This is a genomic window from Rhodococcus sp. UNC23MFCrub1.1, assembly GCF_000686025.1.
Taxonomy (GTDB): Bacteria; Actinomycetota; Actinomycetes; order Mycobacteriales; family Mycobacteriaceae; genus Rhodococcoides.
The window spans coordinates 212,750-229,115 of record NZ_JMLQ01000005.1 but is presented as its reverse complement, the minus strand read 5'-3'; the positions used below and the strand labels follow the sequence as shown (position 1 = coordinate 229,115).

18 protein-coding genes are annotated in these 16,366 nt (G+C 68.4%); 8 read left to right on the top strand and 10 right to left on the bottom strand.

Translation table 11 applies throughout. The features are described from left to right. Position 1 precedes the first annotated feature (1 nt). The 4 genes from BR07_RS0114560 to BR07_RS0114545 form a co-directional block, all read right to left on the bottom strand. On the bottom strand, positions 2 to 766 hold the full coding sequence (locus tag BR07_RS0114560) for a deoxyribonuclease IV (protein ID WP_027506076.1): 765 nt from the start codon (positions 764 to 766) through the stop codon (positions 2 to 4). A gap of 9 nt (positions 767 to 775) precedes the next feature. Then, positions 776 to 1,117 (bottom strand): carboxymuconolactone decarboxylase family protein, encoded by a 342-nt coding sequence (locus tag BR07_RS0114555; RefSeq protein ID WP_051613431.1) that lies wholly within the window; start codon positions 1,115 to 1,117, stop codon positions 776 to 778. Between the two features lie 41 nt (positions 1,118 to 1,158). Then, on the bottom strand, positions 1,159 to 2,142 hold the full coding sequence (locus BR07_RS0114550) for an NADPH:quinone oxidoreductase family protein (RefSeq protein ID WP_027506074.1): 984 nt from the start codon (positions 2,140 to 2,142) through the stop codon (positions 1,159 to 1,161). Positions 2,143 to 2,234: 92 nt separating this feature from the next. Continuing rightward, positions 2,235 to 4,481: a putative bifunctional diguanylate cyclase/phosphodiesterase gene (locus tag BR07_RS0114545; RefSeq protein WP_197027808.1), complete on the bottom strand. Its 2,247-nt coding sequence runs from the start codon at positions 4,479 to 4,481 to the stop codon at positions 2,235 to 2,237. A 223-nt stretch (positions 4,482 to 4,704) separates the two neighbouring features. Here BR07_RS0114545 and BR07_RS24695 point away from each other — a divergent pair, with 223 nt between their 5' ends. Next, on the top strand, positions 4,705 to 5,310 hold the full coding sequence (locus tag BR07_RS24695) for a TetR/AcrR family transcriptional regulator (protein ID WP_051613430.1): 606 nt from the start codon (positions 4,705 to 4,707) through the stop codon (positions 5,308 to 5,310). After that, a complete protein-coding gene (locus tag BR07_RS0114535) occupies positions 5,307 to 6,515 on the top strand; it encodes an acetyl-CoA C-acetyltransferase (RefSeq protein ID WP_027506072.1) in 1,209 nt (402 codons plus the stop codon). Before BR07_RS24695 ends, BR07_RS0114535 begins: the two co-directional genes overlap by 4 nt. Before the next feature lie 82 nt (positions 6,516 to 6,597). Here the strand turns inward: BR07_RS0114535 and BR07_RS0114530 are convergent, their stop codons facing one another. Beyond that, entirely contained in the window at positions 6,598 to 7,785 is a 1,188-nt protein-coding gene (locus BR07_RS0114530; protein ID WP_027506071.1) for an AAA family ATPase, read from the bottom strand. 239 nt (positions 7,786 to 8,024) lie between these two features. Here BR07_RS0114530 and BR07_RS0114525 point away from each other — a divergent pair, with 239 nt between their 5' ends. Further along, positions 8,025 to 8,501, top strand: coding sequence for an alpha-isopropylmalate synthase regulatory domain-containing protein (locus tag BR07_RS0114525; RefSeq protein ID WP_027506070.1), 477 nt, complete (start codon positions 8,025 to 8,027; stop codon positions 8,499 to 8,501). A gap of 18 nt (positions 8,502 to 8,519) precedes the next feature. On the opposite strand, the gene BR07_RS0114520 is transcribed toward BR07_RS0114525, so the two are convergent. Further along, complete coding sequence (locus BR07_RS0114520; protein WP_231476362.1) at positions 8,520 to 8,999, bottom strand: MarR family winged helix-turn-helix transcriptional regulator; 480 nt, start codon at positions 8,997 to 8,999, stop codon at positions 8,520 to 8,522. 56 nt (positions 9,000 to 9,055) lie between these two features. Here BR07_RS0114520 and BR07_RS0114515 point away from each other — a divergent pair, with 56 nt between their 5' ends. Then, entirely contained in the window at positions 9,056 to 9,931 is an 876-nt protein-coding gene (locus BR07_RS0114515) for an alpha/beta fold hydrolase (protein ID WP_027506068.1), read from the top strand. 23 nt (positions 9,932 to 9,954) lie between these two features. Here BR07_RS0114515 and BR07_RS0114510 read toward each other — a convergent pair whose 3' ends face one another. Further along, complete coding sequence (locus tag BR07_RS0114510) at positions 9,955 to 10,551, bottom strand: Rv1733c family protein (RefSeq protein WP_027506067.1); 597 nt, start codon at positions 10,549 to 10,551, stop codon at positions 9,955 to 9,957. Positions 10,552 to 10,766: 215 nt separating this feature from the next. Here BR07_RS0114510 and BR07_RS0114505 point away from each other — a divergent pair, with 215 nt between their 5' ends. The 3 genes from BR07_RS0114505 to BR07_RS0114495 are packed head-to-tail and all read left to right on the top strand — an operon-like array spanning position 10,767 to position 13,689. Then, on the top strand, positions 10,767 to 11,648 hold the full coding sequence (locus BR07_RS0114505) for a metal-dependent hydrolase (RefSeq protein WP_027506066.1): 882 nt from the start codon (positions 10,767 to 10,769) through the stop codon (positions 11,646 to 11,648). Continuing rightward, positions 11,645 to 12,721, top strand: coding sequence for a PDR/VanB family oxidoreductase (locus tag BR07_RS0114500; RefSeq protein WP_027506065.1), 1,077 nt, complete (start codon positions 11,645 to 11,647; stop codon positions 12,719 to 12,721). Before BR07_RS0114505 ends, BR07_RS0114500 begins: the two co-directional genes overlap by 4 nt. A gap of 41 nt (positions 12,722 to 12,762) precedes the next feature. After that, positions 12,763 to 13,689 carry an alpha/beta fold hydrolase gene (locus BR07_RS0114495; RefSeq protein ID WP_027506064.1) on the top strand — a complete coding sequence of 309 codons (927 nt, stop codon included), beginning with the start codon at positions 12,763 to 12,765 and terminating at the stop codon, positions 13,687 to 13,689. On the opposite strand, the gene BR07_RS0114490 is transcribed toward BR07_RS0114495, so the two are convergent. Together BR07_RS0114490 and BR07_RS0114485 are read right to left on the bottom strand one after the other, a co-directional pair. Next, positions 13,671 to 14,051 carry a YchJ family protein gene (locus BR07_RS0114490; RefSeq protein WP_027506063.1) on the bottom strand — a complete coding sequence of 127 codons (381 nt, stop codon included), beginning with the start codon at positions 14,049 to 14,051 and terminating at the stop codon, positions 13,671 to 13,673. The two genes, BR07_RS0114495 and BR07_RS0114490, sit on opposite strands and share 19 nt — an antisense overlap. Before the next feature lie 11 nt (positions 14,052 to 14,062). Beyond that, positions 14,063 to 14,662, bottom strand: coding sequence for a TetR/AcrR family transcriptional regulator (locus BR07_RS0114485; protein ID WP_027506062.1), 600 nt, complete (start codon positions 14,660 to 14,662; stop codon positions 14,063 to 14,065). A gap of 63 nt (positions 14,663 to 14,725) precedes the next feature. Here BR07_RS0114485 and BR07_RS0114480 point away from each other — a divergent pair, with 63 nt between their 5' ends. Further along, positions 14,726 to 15,301: a hypothetical protein gene (locus BR07_RS0114480; protein WP_027506061.1), complete on the top strand. Its 576-nt coding sequence runs from the start codon at positions 14,726 to 14,728 to the stop codon at positions 15,299 to 15,301. On the opposite strand, the gene BR07_RS0114475 is transcribed toward BR07_RS0114480, so the two are convergent. Beyond that, positions 15,273 to 16,262: a malate dehydrogenase gene (locus BR07_RS0114475; RefSeq protein ID WP_027506060.1), complete on the bottom strand. Its 990-nt coding sequence runs from the start codon at positions 16,260 to 16,262 to the stop codon at positions 15,273 to 15,275. The two genes, BR07_RS0114480 and BR07_RS0114475, sit on opposite strands and share 29 nt — an antisense overlap. Positions 16,263 to 16,366: the final 104 nt, after the last annotated feature.

The following is a 16,366-nucleotide window of genomic DNA, read 5'->3' as shown; positions in this document are numbered from 1 at the left end:
CTCAGAGCGAGCGGAGGTACGCGACGTCGTCCTTCATGCCGTCGGCGGGCGTCTCCAGCATCACCGGAGCGTCCGCCGCGGCGGCGACGGCGGCCAGCACCTCGGCCTCGATCTCGCCGCTCTCGAGATTGGCGTGACGGTCGCGAGCCGAATCGAACTCGTCACGAGAGTTGTTCAGGTGCACCAGGTCGATGCGTCCGGTGATCGCCTTGACGCGCTCCACGGCGTCCACGAGGTCCTCACCGCCGGCCCAGGCGTGGCACGTGTCGAGGCAGAACCCTGCTCCGAACTCCCCGACGGCGTCCCAGAGGCGAGCGATGGCGTCGAAGCGCCGCGCCATCGCGAAGTCGCCGCCGGCGGTGTTCTCGATCCAGATCGGAACCGCGAATCCACCGGACTCGGCCTGCCGTTCGAACAGCTTGCGCCAGTTGGCCACTCCCTCGGCGGGATCCTCCCCGTCGCGAACGTGTCCACCGTGGACCACCAACCCGAGGGCACCGATCTCTGCGGCCACGTCGGCCTGCTGCGCGACGGCCTTGCGGGACGGGATGCGGATGCGGTTGTTCAGGCTCGCGACGTTGATGACGTAGGACGAGTGGACGACGATGTCGACCGCACTGTCCCGGACCGCCTCCAACCCCGAACCGACAACGGGCTTGTTCCACTTCTGCGGGTCCGTGAGAAACAGTTGCACCAGGTCGACGTCGAGATCCTCGGCCTCGCCGAGCGGGTTCTCCGAGTTGCGGACGTGTGCACCGATACGCATGTCCCGACCTTACTCGAGCGGACCCAGCTCCTCGTCGAGTACTCGCTGCACCACCCGCATCGCTGCGAGCGCCGCCGGCGCGCCGCAGTAGCCACTGGCGTGGACCACGGACTCCACGATCTCCTCGCGGGTCAGACCGTTGGTGAGTGCGCCCCGGATGTGCCCGCCGAGCTCCTGCTCGGCCCGGAGGGCGATCAGCATGCCGATGTTCAGCAGGCTCCGACTCCGTCGGTCGAGGCCCGGCCTGTTCCACACGGCGTCCCACACGTGCTCGGTGACGTGGCGTTGCAACGCTTCCGAGTCGGTGCCCGTGCTGTTCTCGAGGGCGGCCGCGACGAAGGTATCGCCCATCACCTCGCGGCGGACCGCGAGACCGTCCCGATAGGCATCACTCACTGCAGCGTCACCACGACTTTGCCTGTGGCGGTCCGGTTCTCGAGAGATGCGATGGCCTCGCCGGCCTTGTCGAGTGGGTACACCACCGGCTCCGGCGCCACCAGCGCGCCCGAGGCGAACAGCGGCTCGAGCTCGGCCCACTGCGTCGTCGTGTAACCGGGCCGGCTCATCCACCACGCACCCCATCCGGCGCCGACGACCTCGACGTTGCTCAGCAGCAGTCGGTTGACCTTGACCGTCGGGATGTCGCCACCGGTGAAGCCGATGACCACGAGTCGACCCGCAGGCGCCAGCGATCGGATGCTGTCGGTGAAGCGATCCCCACCGACGGGGTCGATGACGATGTCGACTCCGCGGCCACCGGTGAGTTCCTTGACCGTGTCCTTCCAGCCCTCGCCGTTCGGGCCCTGCAGCATCACCACATCGGTGGCGCCCGCGGCGCGAGCGACCTCGGCCTTGGCCTCGCTGCTCACCACCGCGATGGTGCGTGACGCTCCCAGTACCGGGGCGAGTCGCAGCGTCGATGTCCCGATGCCGCCACCGGCGCCGTGGACCAGGACGGTCTCGCCCTCGGCCAGACGTCCGCGCTCGCGGAGGGCGAAGTGCACCGTCAGATCGTTGAAGAGCAGTCCCGCACCGGCCTCGAACGAGACGGCGTCGGGCAGCGCGAAGACGAGGTCGGGGGTCGCCACCGCCACCTCGGCCATACCGCCGCCGAATCCGGTCAGCGCCGCCACTCGGTCACCGGGCGCGAATCCCGAGCCCTCGGGCGCGGACCGCACGACACCGGCGACCTCGCTTCCGGGCACGAACGGCAGGTCCGGCTTGTACTGGTAGAGCCCACGACTGAGCAGTGCGTCGGGGAAGGCCACGCCGGCCGCACGCACGTCGATCACCACGCCGTCGCCGGTGGGCTCGTCGAGATCGGTGAGGGTGAGGGCTTCGGGGCCTTCGAGGGTGGTCACCTGCACTGCGCGCACGGACTGTCCTTTCGCCGGTCGACGGTCGAGGGGTGGTGCGAGTCGACTCGGGCCTCAGGTTACAAAGAACCCGCCGTCGCCGGTGCGCTGGGTCACACAGCAGTACGAGCGGCGCCCACTGCAGAGTTCACGGCCTTCACCGTGCGCACGACGTCGCCCGCGGGAACCGGCCGCGCGATGTGGAAGCCCTGCACCGCGTCGCATCCGAGTCCGCGCAGCACGTCGAGGGTGTGTTCGTCCTCGACGCCCTCGGCCACGATGTGCAGACCCATGCTGTGCGCGAGAGCGATGGTGGATCGGACGATCGCGAGGTTGGCGGAGTCCGACGCGAGCGAGGTGACGAAGGACCGGTCCATCTTCAGCTGCTGCACCGGAAGCGACGCCAGGTACGTCAAGGAGCTGTACCCCGTGCCGAAGTCGTCGATGGAGAGTGAGACTCCCTGCGCGCGAAGCGCTTCGAGCGTGTCGATGGATCGTTCGGGATCGGTCATCGCGGACGACTCGGTGACCTCGAAGACGACGGCGTGCCCGGGAAGGCCGTGGTCGTCCAGAGCCGTTCGCACTCGGGACGCCAGGGAGGAGTCCACGAGATCCCGGACGGAGAGATTGACGGCCACGTCGATGTCCAGTCCCGCCAGCCGCCAGCGTCGGCACGCGGCCATCGCCGTGTCGATGACGAACGAGGTGACGGCCGGGAGCATGCCGGTCTGCTCCGCACTCGGCAGGAACGCGGCCGGCAGCAGCAGCCCCTCGCGCGGGTGTCGCCACCGCAGAAGGGCTTCCATTCCCGACACGGCTCCGGTGCGCAGGTCGAGGCGGGGCTGGAAGAACACCTCGAGCTCACCTCCCGTGATGGCGTCCTCCAACTCGCCCATCCTGCGGAGCTGATCGATCCTGTCGATGTCCATCGTGTGGTCGTAGACGGCCAGTCGCGGTTGCCGGGACTTCGCGGCCACCACGGCGGCGTACGCCCGCTGCACCAGCTCCTCGGATCGTGGGTGCGGCGTGTCGGTCGACAGTGCCACGGCCACACTGCTTTCCAGCGTCAGCTTCATGTCCCGCACCTCGAGCGGGGCCCCGACCGCGCGTTGCGCAGCGATCGCGACCGCCACGGCGTCGTGCCTGTCGACGGGGCCCGGCAGGACGAGGGCGAACTCGTCACCCCCGAGACGTCCCACCGTCGCCGACGAGTCCACCGTGTCGACGAGTCGGCGACCGATCTCGGTGAGCACCTGATCTCCCACCGCGTAGCCGAAGGTCTGGTTGATGTCGGAGAACCGGTTGAGATCCACCAGCACCAGGGCCACTCCGTCGCGGCCCTTCGGACCGAGGATCTCGTGCAGCCGACGCCCGAGCCGGCCGCGGTTCGCCAGTCCCGTGACGGAATCGGTGTCGGCCGCAAGGCGCAGTGCCCGCGACTGTCGTTGCAGCAGTGTCAGGAACGAGGTCATCCGCACGGCGCCGAGGACGACGATGATCGAGGCGGCGATCACCACCGCGGGCCCCCAGCGAGTGACCGGAGTGCCGCGCATCAGTTCGATGCTCATGACGACCGGCGTCATCGCCACGGCCGAGGTCAGCAGGACCAGTCGAGCCATCCCCGTCTGCGCACGACTGATGGTGCTGACACGCGGACGCTCGTCGTGTCGCAACGCCGCCGCACCGAAGAGCACGTAGGACGCGAGCCAGCAGACGTTGAGGATCGTGCTCTCGGCGGGACCGTCCGCGACCACCACGTACGAGGTGTAGTCGGCGACCACCATCAGTGCCGTGGCCGCACCCAGCAGCCAGTGGGTGGTGGAGCCCGCGCGTCGCTTCAACACGACGAAGACCAGCAGTACCAGCAGGAAGACGTCGATCTCGGTGTAGAAGATGCCGAGCCACGTTCCGGCGTCGGGCACGCGCTCGCCTCGGGGACCGGACACCACGACCCAGGACGCGAGACCCACCCCCGCGGTCATGATCGCGGCTTCGAGTCCGTCCGCCGGACTCAGCATCGGGGTCCCCGAACTGCGGACCGACAGCAGGGCCACGACGATGAGGAGGTACCCCAGGACGTAGGCGGCGTCCGCCACCGACGGGAGAGGTACGCCGCCGCCCGAGTTCTCCATCACCGCGATCGCGATGTCGCCGGCGACCCAGAACGACAGCGCCGTCGCGACGATCCACCACGAATGGGTGCTCACCTTGCGGTGTGCGCGGATGCCGACAGGAATGGACGCCACCGCACCCACGGCGATGACGCAGTACAGCACGCTGGACACCACGCCGGGCGGAAGCGTCGCGTACACGGCTATCGCGAGCGCACCGACCACGAGAAAACGGGTCGGCGAGGACATCGAGACCATGCTGCCTCTCTCGTGACCCCGACCGACATGGACGGAATGAATGTACCGCCGCCGACCGGCGCGCATCGCGGAAATCCCGCGAAGAGAGCGCGGTCACCAAGTGAATGGTCACTAACCGAATACGGTAAACTGGCTGCTCGCGACCGACGACAGGTGGGAGGCCCGGGTGGTGAACCGTATCGCGGCGGGCTCCGCGTCCACCGAACGTTCACGGATGAAGGCCGAGCGCCGCAGCGCACTGGTCGACGCGGCCGCCGTCCTCGTCGCGGAGCGCGGGTACCACGGTCTACGACTCGAGGACCTCGGCGCCGCGGTGGGGATCAGCGGTCCCGCCGTATATCGCCACTTTCCGAACAAGGAAGCCGTCCTCGTCGAACTGCTGGTGGGAATCTCCGAGTACCTCCACGCCGGTGGGGAAGAGGTCCTGGCGCGACGGTCGGCACCGCTGCCGACGCTGCACGAACTGGTCGCGTTCCACCTCGACTTCGCCATGACCTCGCCGCGCCTCATCGAGATCCAGTTCCGCGATCTCGCGAACCTGCCGACCGACGCCCAGCGTTCGGTGCGCTCGCTGCAGCGCCGCTACGTCGAGATCTGGGTCCGCACCCTGCGGGAACTGGACTCGGACTGCTCCGAGGACGACGCTCGCGTCCAGGCTCACGCGGCGTTCGGTCTGCTCAACTCCACTCCGCAGTCGATGGGCCGCGTGCCCGCGTCGCTGCTCCGACACCGTTTGTCCACCATGGCTCTGACCGCTCTGGGGATCGACCCCGCCGCATCCACCATCACATCTGCCCCCACCAGTGAGGAAACAGCATGACCGCACCTTCCGGCACCACGTCCGTCATCGTGGCCGGTGCCCGCACTCCCATCGGCCGTCTGCTCGGATCGCTGTCGACCCTCTCCGGCTCGGACCTCGGCGGCGTCGCCATCGCCGGCGCCCTGGAGAAGGCCGGGATCAGCGGTGACCAGGTCCAGTACGTCATCATGGGCCAGGTCCTCACGGCCGGCGCAGGCCAGATTCCCGCACGCCAGGCCGCCCACGCCGGCGGCATCCCCCTCAGCGTTCCTGCCCTGACCATCAACAAGGTGTGTCTGTCCGGTGTCGACGCCATCGCCCTCGCCGACCAGATGATCCGCGCCGGAGAGTTCGACATCGTCGTCGCCGGCGGCCAGGAATCGATGTCCCTCGCCCCGCACATGCTCGAGAAGAGCCGCAGCGGATTCAAGTACGGCGACGTCACGATGAAGGACCACATGGCCTACGACGGCCTGTACGACATCTTCACCGACCAGGCCATGGGCGCCCTCACCGAGGACCGCAACGCCGACACCCGCTTCGTCACCCGCGAGGAGCAGGACGCCTTCGCCGCCGCGTCGCACCAGCGCGCCGCCGCAGCCTGGAAGAACGGCGTCTTCGACGACGAGGTCGTTCCCGTCAGCATTCCGCAGCGCAAGGGTGATCCCGTCGTCGTCACCAGCGACGAGGGCATCCGCGCCGACACCACCAGCGAGAGCCTCGCCAAGCTCCGCCCGTCGTTCGACAAGAACGGCACCATCACCGCCGGCTCCGCGTCGCAGATCTCCGACGGCGCCGCCGCCGTCGTCGTCATGAGCCGCGCCAAGGCCGAGGAACTGGGACTGACGTGGCTCGCCGAGATCGGTGCCCACGGCGTCGTCGCCGGACCCGACTCCTCGCTGCAGTCCCAGCCCGCCAACGCCATCACCACCGCCTGCGCCAAGGAGGGCATCGCCCCGACCGACCTCGACCTCGTCGAGATCAACGAGGCGTTCGCCGCCGTCGGCATCGTCTCCACCCGCGAACTGGGCATCGACCCCGAGAAGGTCAACGTCAACGGCGGCGCCATCGCCATCGGTCACCCCCTCGGCGCGTCCGGCGCCCGCATCGCCCTGCACCTCGCACTGGAGCTGCAGCGACGCGGCGGCGGAGTCGGCGCCGCAGCACTGTGTGGTGGCGGTGGACAGGGCGACGCCCTCATCCTGCGGGTTCCCGCAGCCGAGTAGCCGGCGCACACTTTCCAGCCACCCACACCCCGAGCGGCCTGCTGCAAGGGGTGTCGACACACCGAAAGCGTGCAGGTCGGCGCTAGTCGGCCTGCGCCCTCAGGTACCGCCCGAAGTGGGGGACGGTGAAGCCGATCGACCCGCGCTCGGCGGAGTAGATCAGTCCCTTCTTGATCAACCCGTCGCGTGCGGGGGACAGCGACGCCGGTTTCCGGCCGAGTTCCACGGCGATCTTCGACGTGGAGACGGGACCGTCGTCGCCGGACAGGTCGGCCATCGCTCGCATGTACTCGCGTTCGGCGGGAGTTGCTCTCTCGTAACGGGATCCGAAGAACCCGACGGCCAGCTCGTCCTCGGCCGTCGGTGCTGCGACCCGCACGTCGTGGACCGTGATCGGGCTGTCCGCGGCCAGATCCCACGTCGCCTTGCCGTACGCCTGAACGAAGTAGGGGTACCCGTCCGCGGCCTCGTACAGCGCGTCGAGTGCCTCGCTCGTGTACTCGACGTCCTCCCGCTCGGCCGGTGCGATGAGGGCGCGGTCCGCCGAAGCGCGGTCCAGGCGGTCGATGCGGTGGTAGCTGAACAGTCGCTCGGAGTAGCTCTTCGACGCGGACAGCACCGCAGGCAGGTGGGGAAGACCGGCGCCGACGACGATCAGCGGCGCCGCGTCCTGGCTCAGTTCGTGGCACGCGCCGCAGATCGCGGAGATGTCCTCCGCCGCGAGATCCTGCATCTCGTCGATGAAGATGGCGATACCGACGCCGACGTCCCGAGCCAGCGACGCGGCGTCGAGCAGCAGTTCGACCAGATCGATCTCGATGTCACCGGTGTCCGCGCGCCCCTTGAGAGCGGGCGCGTCGATGCCGGGCTGCCACTTGTCCCGCATGCCCTTGTCTGCGGACGCACGAAGAGCGAAGGACTTCAGCACACCGAGGAACTGGTCCACGCGTTCGGGATCGCGATGCGCCACCGCGATCTCCCGCACTGCCATGTGCAGCGCCGACGACAGCGGTCGCCGCAGGTCCTGGTCGGGGCGGGCCTCGATCTTCCCGGTTCCCCACTTCCGCGAGATCGCCGCTGATCGCAGGTGGTTCAGCAGCACCGTCTTGCCGACGCCGCGCAACCCGGTGAGCACGACACTGCGTTCGGGCCGACCGCGCGCGATGCGCTCGAGCACCACGTCGAACGCGTCGAGTTGCTTGGACCTGCCGGCGAGCTCGGGTGGCCGCTGGCCGGCGCCGGGTGCGTACGGATTGCGAACGGGGTCCATGGCGTGACGGTAGCAACGTCGGTAGCGTTCTCTGCCCTTCTCTAGCGCGTGTCCTAGAACCGAACAGAGAGCAATCGAGAACCGGACCCTTGCCTGTGACGCCGCGACGCAGCTACTCTGGGGCCATGTCGCGCTTTCTCGTAGTTCACCGCAGCGGGGTCTGATCTCGGACCGACCCCCCGCTGCGGGTCGAACGAGCGCCCGTCGGTCCTTCCTCTCACCGGAAAGACCCCAGCGACATGAGCACCAGCGCACATTCCCTCACCGAACACTTCTCACACAGTTCCGCTGCCATTCACGCCTCGTCGGCTCTGCCGCACGGGTTGCGCGCGGAGGCTGACGGCATGTCCTTCGCGGAGTTCGTCCACACCTACTCGCCCACCTCGGGCCCCATCCGGCTCGGTTCCGCAGAGTGCGCGCCGAAGGGTGCGGGCAGGTTCGAGTTCACGGCCACCCTCGCCATCGGCGACACCATCCGCAGTTCGTCGATCGTCTGCCACGGGCCCGCCGAGGCCATGACGTCGATGCTCTACGACGCCGGCGTCAACCTCGAGATCTTGTCGTTCCACCAGCAGATCACCGAGACGGGATACGTCACCTACATCCGCGGACAGCAGGATCACCGCACCGCGTGGGCCATGGGGACGGGCTCGGATCCGACAGAGTCGACCGCCAAAGCCCTTGTCGCTGCGGCTAATCGGATGCAGAACCAGTAGTCGGCGATCACACGGCTCTCACGAGCCCGGCGCAGTCGATCTGATGGCGGCCAGCATCGCGGACTGATACCGACGGATGGTTGCTCGGTCGTCGTCCGACAACTCGGAGAGTTGCGTGGCCGCCCTGAGGATCAGCGGGCCGAAGAACTCTGTGCCCAGTCGCTGTGCCTTGTCGGTGACCCTCAGGGCCACCTTGCGGCGGTCACCGACGACCGACTGCCGTTCGACGTGGCCGGCGAGTTCGAGCCTGTCGACGAGTGCCGTCGCGGTCGCCGAGGTGATTCCCAGCTGCGTCCGCAGCCAGGACGGAGTAGCCGTTCGACCGGCACGAGCAGCATCGAGAAGAACGATCAATGCCCGCACGTCGGTGCTGTGCATGCGGTGCTTCTCGGCGAATCCCGCACCCAGCAGATCGAGCTCGACGACGAGCGCACGCAGGCCGTGCACCAGGTCCATGACGTCCGTGTCCACCGAAGGGGTTGCATCGACTTCGTCCACGGCATCAGTATGTCACCTATCGTATTACTCGACCATCGAGACAACGGGGGTGCCGCATGACAGACGCGATGCAGACGTTCCATCGATCGCCCGAGGGGCGGGAGTTCGCTGCGGCCTACGACCGCGTACTCGGGACGTGGCCGGCGGAAACGACCACGACGATGGTGCCGACACGATTCGGCGACACCCATGTCACCTCGGCCGGTCCCACCGACGGTCGCCCTGTCGTACTGCTCCCCGGATCCGGGGCGACCTCGATGGCCTGGACCGGCCAGGCGACCGAACTGAGTCGTCGCCACCGAGTGGTCGCGGTGGACATTCTCGGTGACGTGGGGCGATCGGTTCCGGCGGGTGAACCCGCGAGGAACGTCGACGACCTCATGCTGTGGTTGGACGATGTGTTCGCCGGGTCGGCACTGCGGCGACCGTCGATTCTCGCTCACTCGTACGGCGCGATGATCGCTCTGGCGTTCGCTCTCCGTCGGCCGGCCGACGTCGACCGCCTCGTCCTGCTCGATCCGAATTCGTGCTTCGCCGGCATGCGCGCCGCCTACCTGGCTCATGCGTTACCGCTCCTGCTGCGACCGTCGGAAGAGCGACAGAGACGATTCACGGCGTGGGAGACGGGCGACGCAGTTCTCGACGCCGACCTGTCCCGACTGTCCGAACTCGGAACAGCCCATCACCCTCGTCGTCGACCCATCGTTCCGAGGCGGCCGAGTTCTTCGGCGCTGCACTCGCTCCAGGCGACCACGACGGTCGTTCTCGCCGGGTCCAGCCGGATTCACGACAGTGCTGCGGTGCGAGATCGCATCCAGAAGAACTGGCCGTCGATCAGTACCCGAATCCTCGACGGCGCCACCCATCACACGTTCCCGGACTCACCGAGAGCAGAACTCGGCGTCGCGATTCACGACGCTCTGACGAGGTAGCGACAGCCGTCTGCACACGTCCGTCAGGACAGGAATCGCGCGATCGCGTCGTCCCACTCCCGGTCCCGACGACGGTCGTAGACGCGGGCGAAGACGCTGCGCACGATCACGAGCACGATCGCCACGAGCGCGAGAAGTGCTGCAGCGCCGAAGATGCTGACCACCACGACGTCGACCCCGGTGGGCGGGGGTGCGATGCGACGACCGTCCGCGTCGACGGTGATGGTCACCTCGGTACCCGACGGACTCTGCGCCGCAACAGGAACCGACCCGACGTGCTTCACGCCGTCGGAGGACCAGGTCGCGGGAGCCAACACGGTGGGAGTGACCGCCGCGAATTCGTCCGACGCCACCGGCGCCACGGCGTCCGCGGTGGTCGTGGCGAGCACCGACGAGGACGACGTCACGGCGTCGGCCGCCATGGTCTGCTGATCGTGGTAGAGGCTGACGCCCATCACGGCGACGAACGGGACGGCGAGCAGGAACAGCGTCACGAGAAGACGGTGCAGTCGAGCCTCCGCGCGGTCGACGCCTCGAACGAGCGGATTGCGCGGTGTGCGCGCCACGGGCCGCCGAGTGTCGTCGGTCCCGCGCTCCGCCCTCTTGGAATTGTCCGCCATCGTCTCGTGTCCTGCCTGCGTCACGGACCCCGTACGCCGTGACGGCGGCGGGTGTCCTGCGTGTCCGACCTTCTGTCCAGCGTCCGCGCAGCGTGTGACCTCGGCAAGGTCGTTCGCGTCACGTCACATGTGTTCTCGCTTACCCGAGGTGCTTTACTGTTACCAGTTGTCATACTAAGATTTGTGTGAACGAAGCCACACCGGAAGGACCCGACATGACCGCCGATGCCGACAATCTCGTGTTGCAGGCGCGCGACGTGCACTTCGACTGGGACGACCTGCCGATGCACTGGATCCCGGGTGAGCCGTTCTCCACACACGCGCTCAACGTGCTGCACCTGCTCCTCCCCGCCGGGGAGGAATGGTTCGTCGAGACGTTCCGCCAGGCGCTCCCGTTCATCGAGGACGAGAAGCTCCGCGAGGACGTCATCGGGTTCATCGGCCAGGAGGCCATGCACTCGTCGGCGCACTCCGGTGTCCTCGAGCACCTGCAGCGCAGCGGACTCGATCCGACGCCGTTCACCGACCAAATGAACTGGGTCTTCGGCAAGGTCATCGGCCCTCGACCCATCACCAGCAGCCGCGAGAAGAACTACCTCGTCGAGCGCCTGGCGATCATCGCGGCCATCGAGCACATCACCGCGTTTCTCGGCGACTGGGTTCTGAACGCCGAGGGGCTCGACCGCGCCAACATCCACCCGACCATGCTCGACCTGCTGCGATGGCACGGGTCCGAGGAGGTCGAGCACCGCTCTGTCGCCTACGAGACGATGCGCTACTTCGATCGCCGCGAGGTCCGACGCCTTCGCACCCAGGCACTCGCGGCACCGCTGCTGGTCTACCTGTGGATCCGCGGAACCCGCTTCCTCATGCAAAACGATCCGCTTCTCGCCGACGGACCGGCGTCCCGGCGCCGTCCCACGCCACTCGCCTGGCGCCGCGCGGCGAAGAAGGGCACCGTGCCGGGGCCTGTCGATCTCGGCCTGCGGCTCTCGCGCTACTTCCGTCGCAGCTACCACCCCAGCCAGGAGGGCTCGACGGCGCAGGCCGTCGCCTATCTGGCCTCCTCGCCCGCCGCGCGGGCAGCGTCGCGATGATCGACGCACCACGCGACCTCCGCGGACGACCTCGGGGCGACCGGGCCCTCGGCCTGATCGGCCTGGTCGTCGGCAACTACCTCGGTGCGATGTCGCGTGTCCCCTACGACCCTCGGGTGGCCCTGCGTCCCCCGGACACCGCGGCCACACTGACGGTCGCGAGTGTCACGCCGGTGACCAGCGACGGCGATGTCGCGCAGATCGATCTCGTCGACGCGGGCGGATCGTCCCTGCCGGCCTGGCAGCCGGGCTGCCACATCGACGTGCACCTGGAGGGTGACGCGACGTCGGGACCGCTCCGGCGGCAGTACTCGCTGTGCGGCGACCCCGCCGACACGACGCGGTACCGCATCGCCGTCCGACGCATCGGCACCGTCTCGGAGCGGATGCACGCCCTGCGCCCCGGCGACACGGTGACGGTGCGCGGCCCCCGCAACGCCTTCCTGTTCGCGCAGGAACGCTCGGTGCACTTCGTCGCCGGCGGCATCGGCATCACCCCGATCCTGCCGATGGTCCGCGCCGCTCGCGATCTCGGCCTGGACTGGACCTTCGTCTACTGCGGACGCTCCCGCGAGAGCATGCCCTTTCTCGACGAGATCGAGAGCTGGAATTCGCCGCGTGTCGCCGTCCGCACCGACGTCGAGGACGGACTGCCCACTGCCACGGACCTTCTGGGTCCGGCCGCCCGTGGCGGCGCGGTGTACTGCTGCGGACCGACGCCGATGCTGAACACCGTGCGCACGTCGTTCGCGGGCTGCGGCGCGTCTGCTCTGCACTTCGAACGTTTCGGGGCCCCACCCGTGGTGGGCGGTCGGCCGTTCACGGTCACTCTCGCGAGAAGCGGGCGCACGCTGACAGTTCCCGCCGACAGGTCTGCACTGTCCGTCATCGTGGACGAGGACCCGACAGTCGCGTACTCCTGTCGCCAAGGCTTCTGCGGCACCTGCAAGGTGCGTGTTCTCGCGGGGACGCCCGAGCACCGCGAGACTCGACTGAGTCCCACCGAGCAGCAGGAACACATGCTGCCGTGCGTGTCTCGGGCAGACTCCGACCACCTCACGCTCGACGTCTGATGTCCCCCGCACACTCCACGTCCACCGATTCCGGAGCGTCCATGACCGTCACCCGCCCGTTCGAGTCCGAGCGTTCCACCGTGCGGAACGGTGACGTCGATCTCGCCGTGTACACCGCCGGCGTGTCCGAGGGCCCCACTCTCGTGCTGGTGCACGGGTGGCCGGACAATCACGCCCTCTGGAACCACGTCGTCGGACTTCTCGCCGACCGCTACCGCGTCGTCACCTACGACTCACGCGGCGCCGGTGACTCCACGGTCCCCGCACGGACCCGCGGGTACCGACTCGACGCGATGGCCTCCGATCTGCGAGCGGTGATCGACGCGGTCAGTCCCGACGCCCCGGTCCACGTGCTCGGTCACGACTGGGGCGCGGTGGAGGCCTGGGAGCTCGTCGCCGAAGCCGATGCGCCGCTCCGCATCTCGTCCTACACGTCCGTGTCGGGACCCAACCTCGACCACCTCGCACTGTGGGCCCGCTCGCGACTCCGTAGGCCCACACCGCGCAACCTGGCACAGGTGTTCGCCCAGACGCGAGCGTCCTGGTACACGGTCACCTTCCACGTCCCGCCGTTGGCTCGGGTGCGGATGTACCGCATGAAGCGCAAGGGCTGGACCCAGTTCATCGGCGAGTTCTCCGACGTCCCCGCCGCGATGGTGGAGGAGTCACCGACACTTCTCGACGACGCGTGGAACGGCCTGCGCATCTATCGAGCAAATCTTCTGCCGCGCTTCACCTCTCCGCGGCGTCGCTACGTCACCGTGCCCGTGCATCTGATCGTCAACACCCGTGACGCCGCGGTGCGTCCGTTCCACTACGAGGACACGCCGCGCTGGGTGGCCGACCTGTCGCGAACCGATCTCGATGCAGGACACTGGTCGCCGCTGTCGCATCCGTGGGACATCGCGCGCATCACGTCCGAGTTCGTCGACGGCATCGAGTCGCGGCGTCAGACCGCGTCGACGTAGACCCAGGCTCCATCGCAGCGGGAGAACGTGCTGTTCTCCCGCTGCGAACCCGGTCGCCGGGCACCCGCGTCACGGAAGTGAGCCACGAACTCGACCGTACCCGTGGTGTGCAGCATGCCGCCTCCGGTGGTGCCCAGGATCTCGAGCCCGGTCCACCGGCGGCGGTCGTCGAGGTCGAGCGCCGACGGTCGAGTATCGGGATGCCATGTGCGCAGCAGATACTCGGCGTCGAGCACCGTGAAGGCGGTGTACCGCGAGCGCATGAGCCGCTCGGCGGTCGGCGCACCGATCCGTCCCTCGAGCAAGGGTCCACAGCACTCGGACATCGGTAGGGGAGTGCCGCACGGGCAGGTGTCGGGCATGGCTGTAGACCCTACGGCCCTCGCAGCGAGTCGAGATGTGCCGCCAGCTCCGCCTCGGCCCACGCGCGGTTCTCGTCGTGTGGCGCGTGGACCAGGTGCAGCGCGAGTCCGTCCAGGAATGCATGAAGTCGACGCGCCTCGTCGGGTACCCGGTCGGACAGTGACGCGTAGTCGGTGTCGTTCTCGGCGAGTAGGTTCACCAGTCGCCTGCACCCCGCGGCCAGGTACTGGTGCGCCCGGTCGTAGGCGACGCGCATCGCGGCGTTCGTGAAGGCGAGAGCGCCCAGCGACATCTGCACCTCCATCTCGAGGCGACTCTCGTCGGTGAGCGGCAACAACTCTCGCAGGCTCGCCTCGCAGTACTCGCGGGGTGACAGCTGCGGGTCGATGCGCTCCAGGCGTTCGACGACGCGTTCGGCTGCGTGTTCGAGGCAGAACGCTCGCAGGTCGTCCTGAGTGGGAAAGGAGCGACGGAGGGAGGCCGTCGCCAGCCCGGCCTCCTCGGCCACGTTGCGCACCGACAGATCGAGCAGGCCGTCTCGACCGATGATGCGCCAGGCGGCGTCGGCGACGTCGCGTCGCCGCTGGTCGTGATCGATCAGTTTCGGCACTCCCTGAATGTACACAGTTGTGCTACTTTGTTGTGAACACGATCGTACCAACAAGGAGCGCTCATGGTTCTGGCAGTCATCGTCGCGTGCGAGATCGGATTCTGGGTGGCCATCGCCGCCGGCCTCACGCTCCGGTACGGCGCACGGCGACCTCGTGCCGGTGCCGTGGTTCTGGCCTGCGCCCCGGTCGTCGATCTCGTCCTGCTCTGCGCCACCGTCATCGACCTGCGGTCGGGCAGTACCGCCACGTGGCATCACGCGCTGGCCGCTGCCTACATCGGCTTCTCGATCGCGTACGGACACCGCATGATTCGCTGGGCAGACGTGCGAGTGGCCCACCACTTCCGCGGCGGGCCCGCGCCGGTTCGTCTCCACGGCGCTGCCTATGCGAGAGCGTGCTGGGCGGACGTGGTCAGAACCCTGATCGCCGTGGCCGTCACCGTCGGGCTGCTCGCCGGCCTCGTCGCGCTGGTCGGGTCTCCCGAGCGAACCGAGGCGCTGACGGCCTTCATGCCCGTGCCCCTCGTCGTGCTCGCCGTCGACGTCGTCGCCGCGATCACCTACACGGTGTGGCCACGACAGCCTCGACGGCGGGACATGGACGGTCGAGTCAGTTCGGCAGCATCCCGAGTCTCGTGACAGCCTCGCGCTCGGCCTGCAGTTCCGCGACGGATGCGTCGATACGGCGCCGGGAGAACTCGCCGATCTCGAGGCCCTCCACGATCTGCCAGGCGCCGCCGGAGGACCGCACGGGGAACGAGGACACCAGTCCCTCGGGCACGCCGTACGCACCCGTCGACGGGAGTGCGACGGATGTCCAGTCGTCGGCGGGAGTGCCCAGGACCCAGTCGCGCACATGATCGATGGTGGCGTTCGCCGCGGAGGCAGCGGACGACGCACCGCGCGCCTCGATGATCGCGGTACCGCGGCGCGCCACCGTCGGCACGAAGACGTCCTCGAGCCAGGTGGTGTCCGCGGCGAACTCGGCGCCCGACCGGTCACCGACTCGCGCGTGGAAGATGTCCGGGTACTGAGTGGCGGAATGGTTGCCCCAGATGCTGACCCGCGAGATCTCACCCACCGGGACGTCCGCACGAGCGGACAGTTGCGCGACGGCGCGGTTGTGATCGAGCCGGGTCAGCGCGGTGAACCTGTCTGCGGGGATGCTGGGTGCGTGCGCCGCGGCGATGGCCGCGTTGGTGTTGGCGGGATTGCCCACGACGACCACCCGGATGTCGGACGCGGCGCCCGCCTCGAGAGCGGCGCCCTGCGGCCCGAAGATCGACCCGTTGGCCTCGAGCAGGTCGGCGCGCTCCATCCCCGCGGTACGAGGGCGAGCCCCGATCAGCAGCGCGACGTTCGCGCCGTCGAAGGCGTCGACCGGATCGTCGTGGATCTCCACCGACCGCAGCAGGGGGAACGCACTGTCGTGCAGTTCCATGGCCGTGCCCTCGGCTGCGCGCAGTGCCGGCGGGATCTCGAGAAGCCGCAACGTGACGGACGTGTCCGGACCGAGCATCGCACCCGATGCGATGCGGAACAGTGCCGCGTAGCCGATGCTGCCGGCCGCGCCTGTGACGGTGACGATGCTGTGAGCCATGTGAACTCCTTCGTTCCCCTCGACCGTAGATCCGGCAGTCGACCGAGTGCACGGATGTGTGTCGGACTGCACCCGATCACCGTTCCATCGGGCTCTCTCTCGAT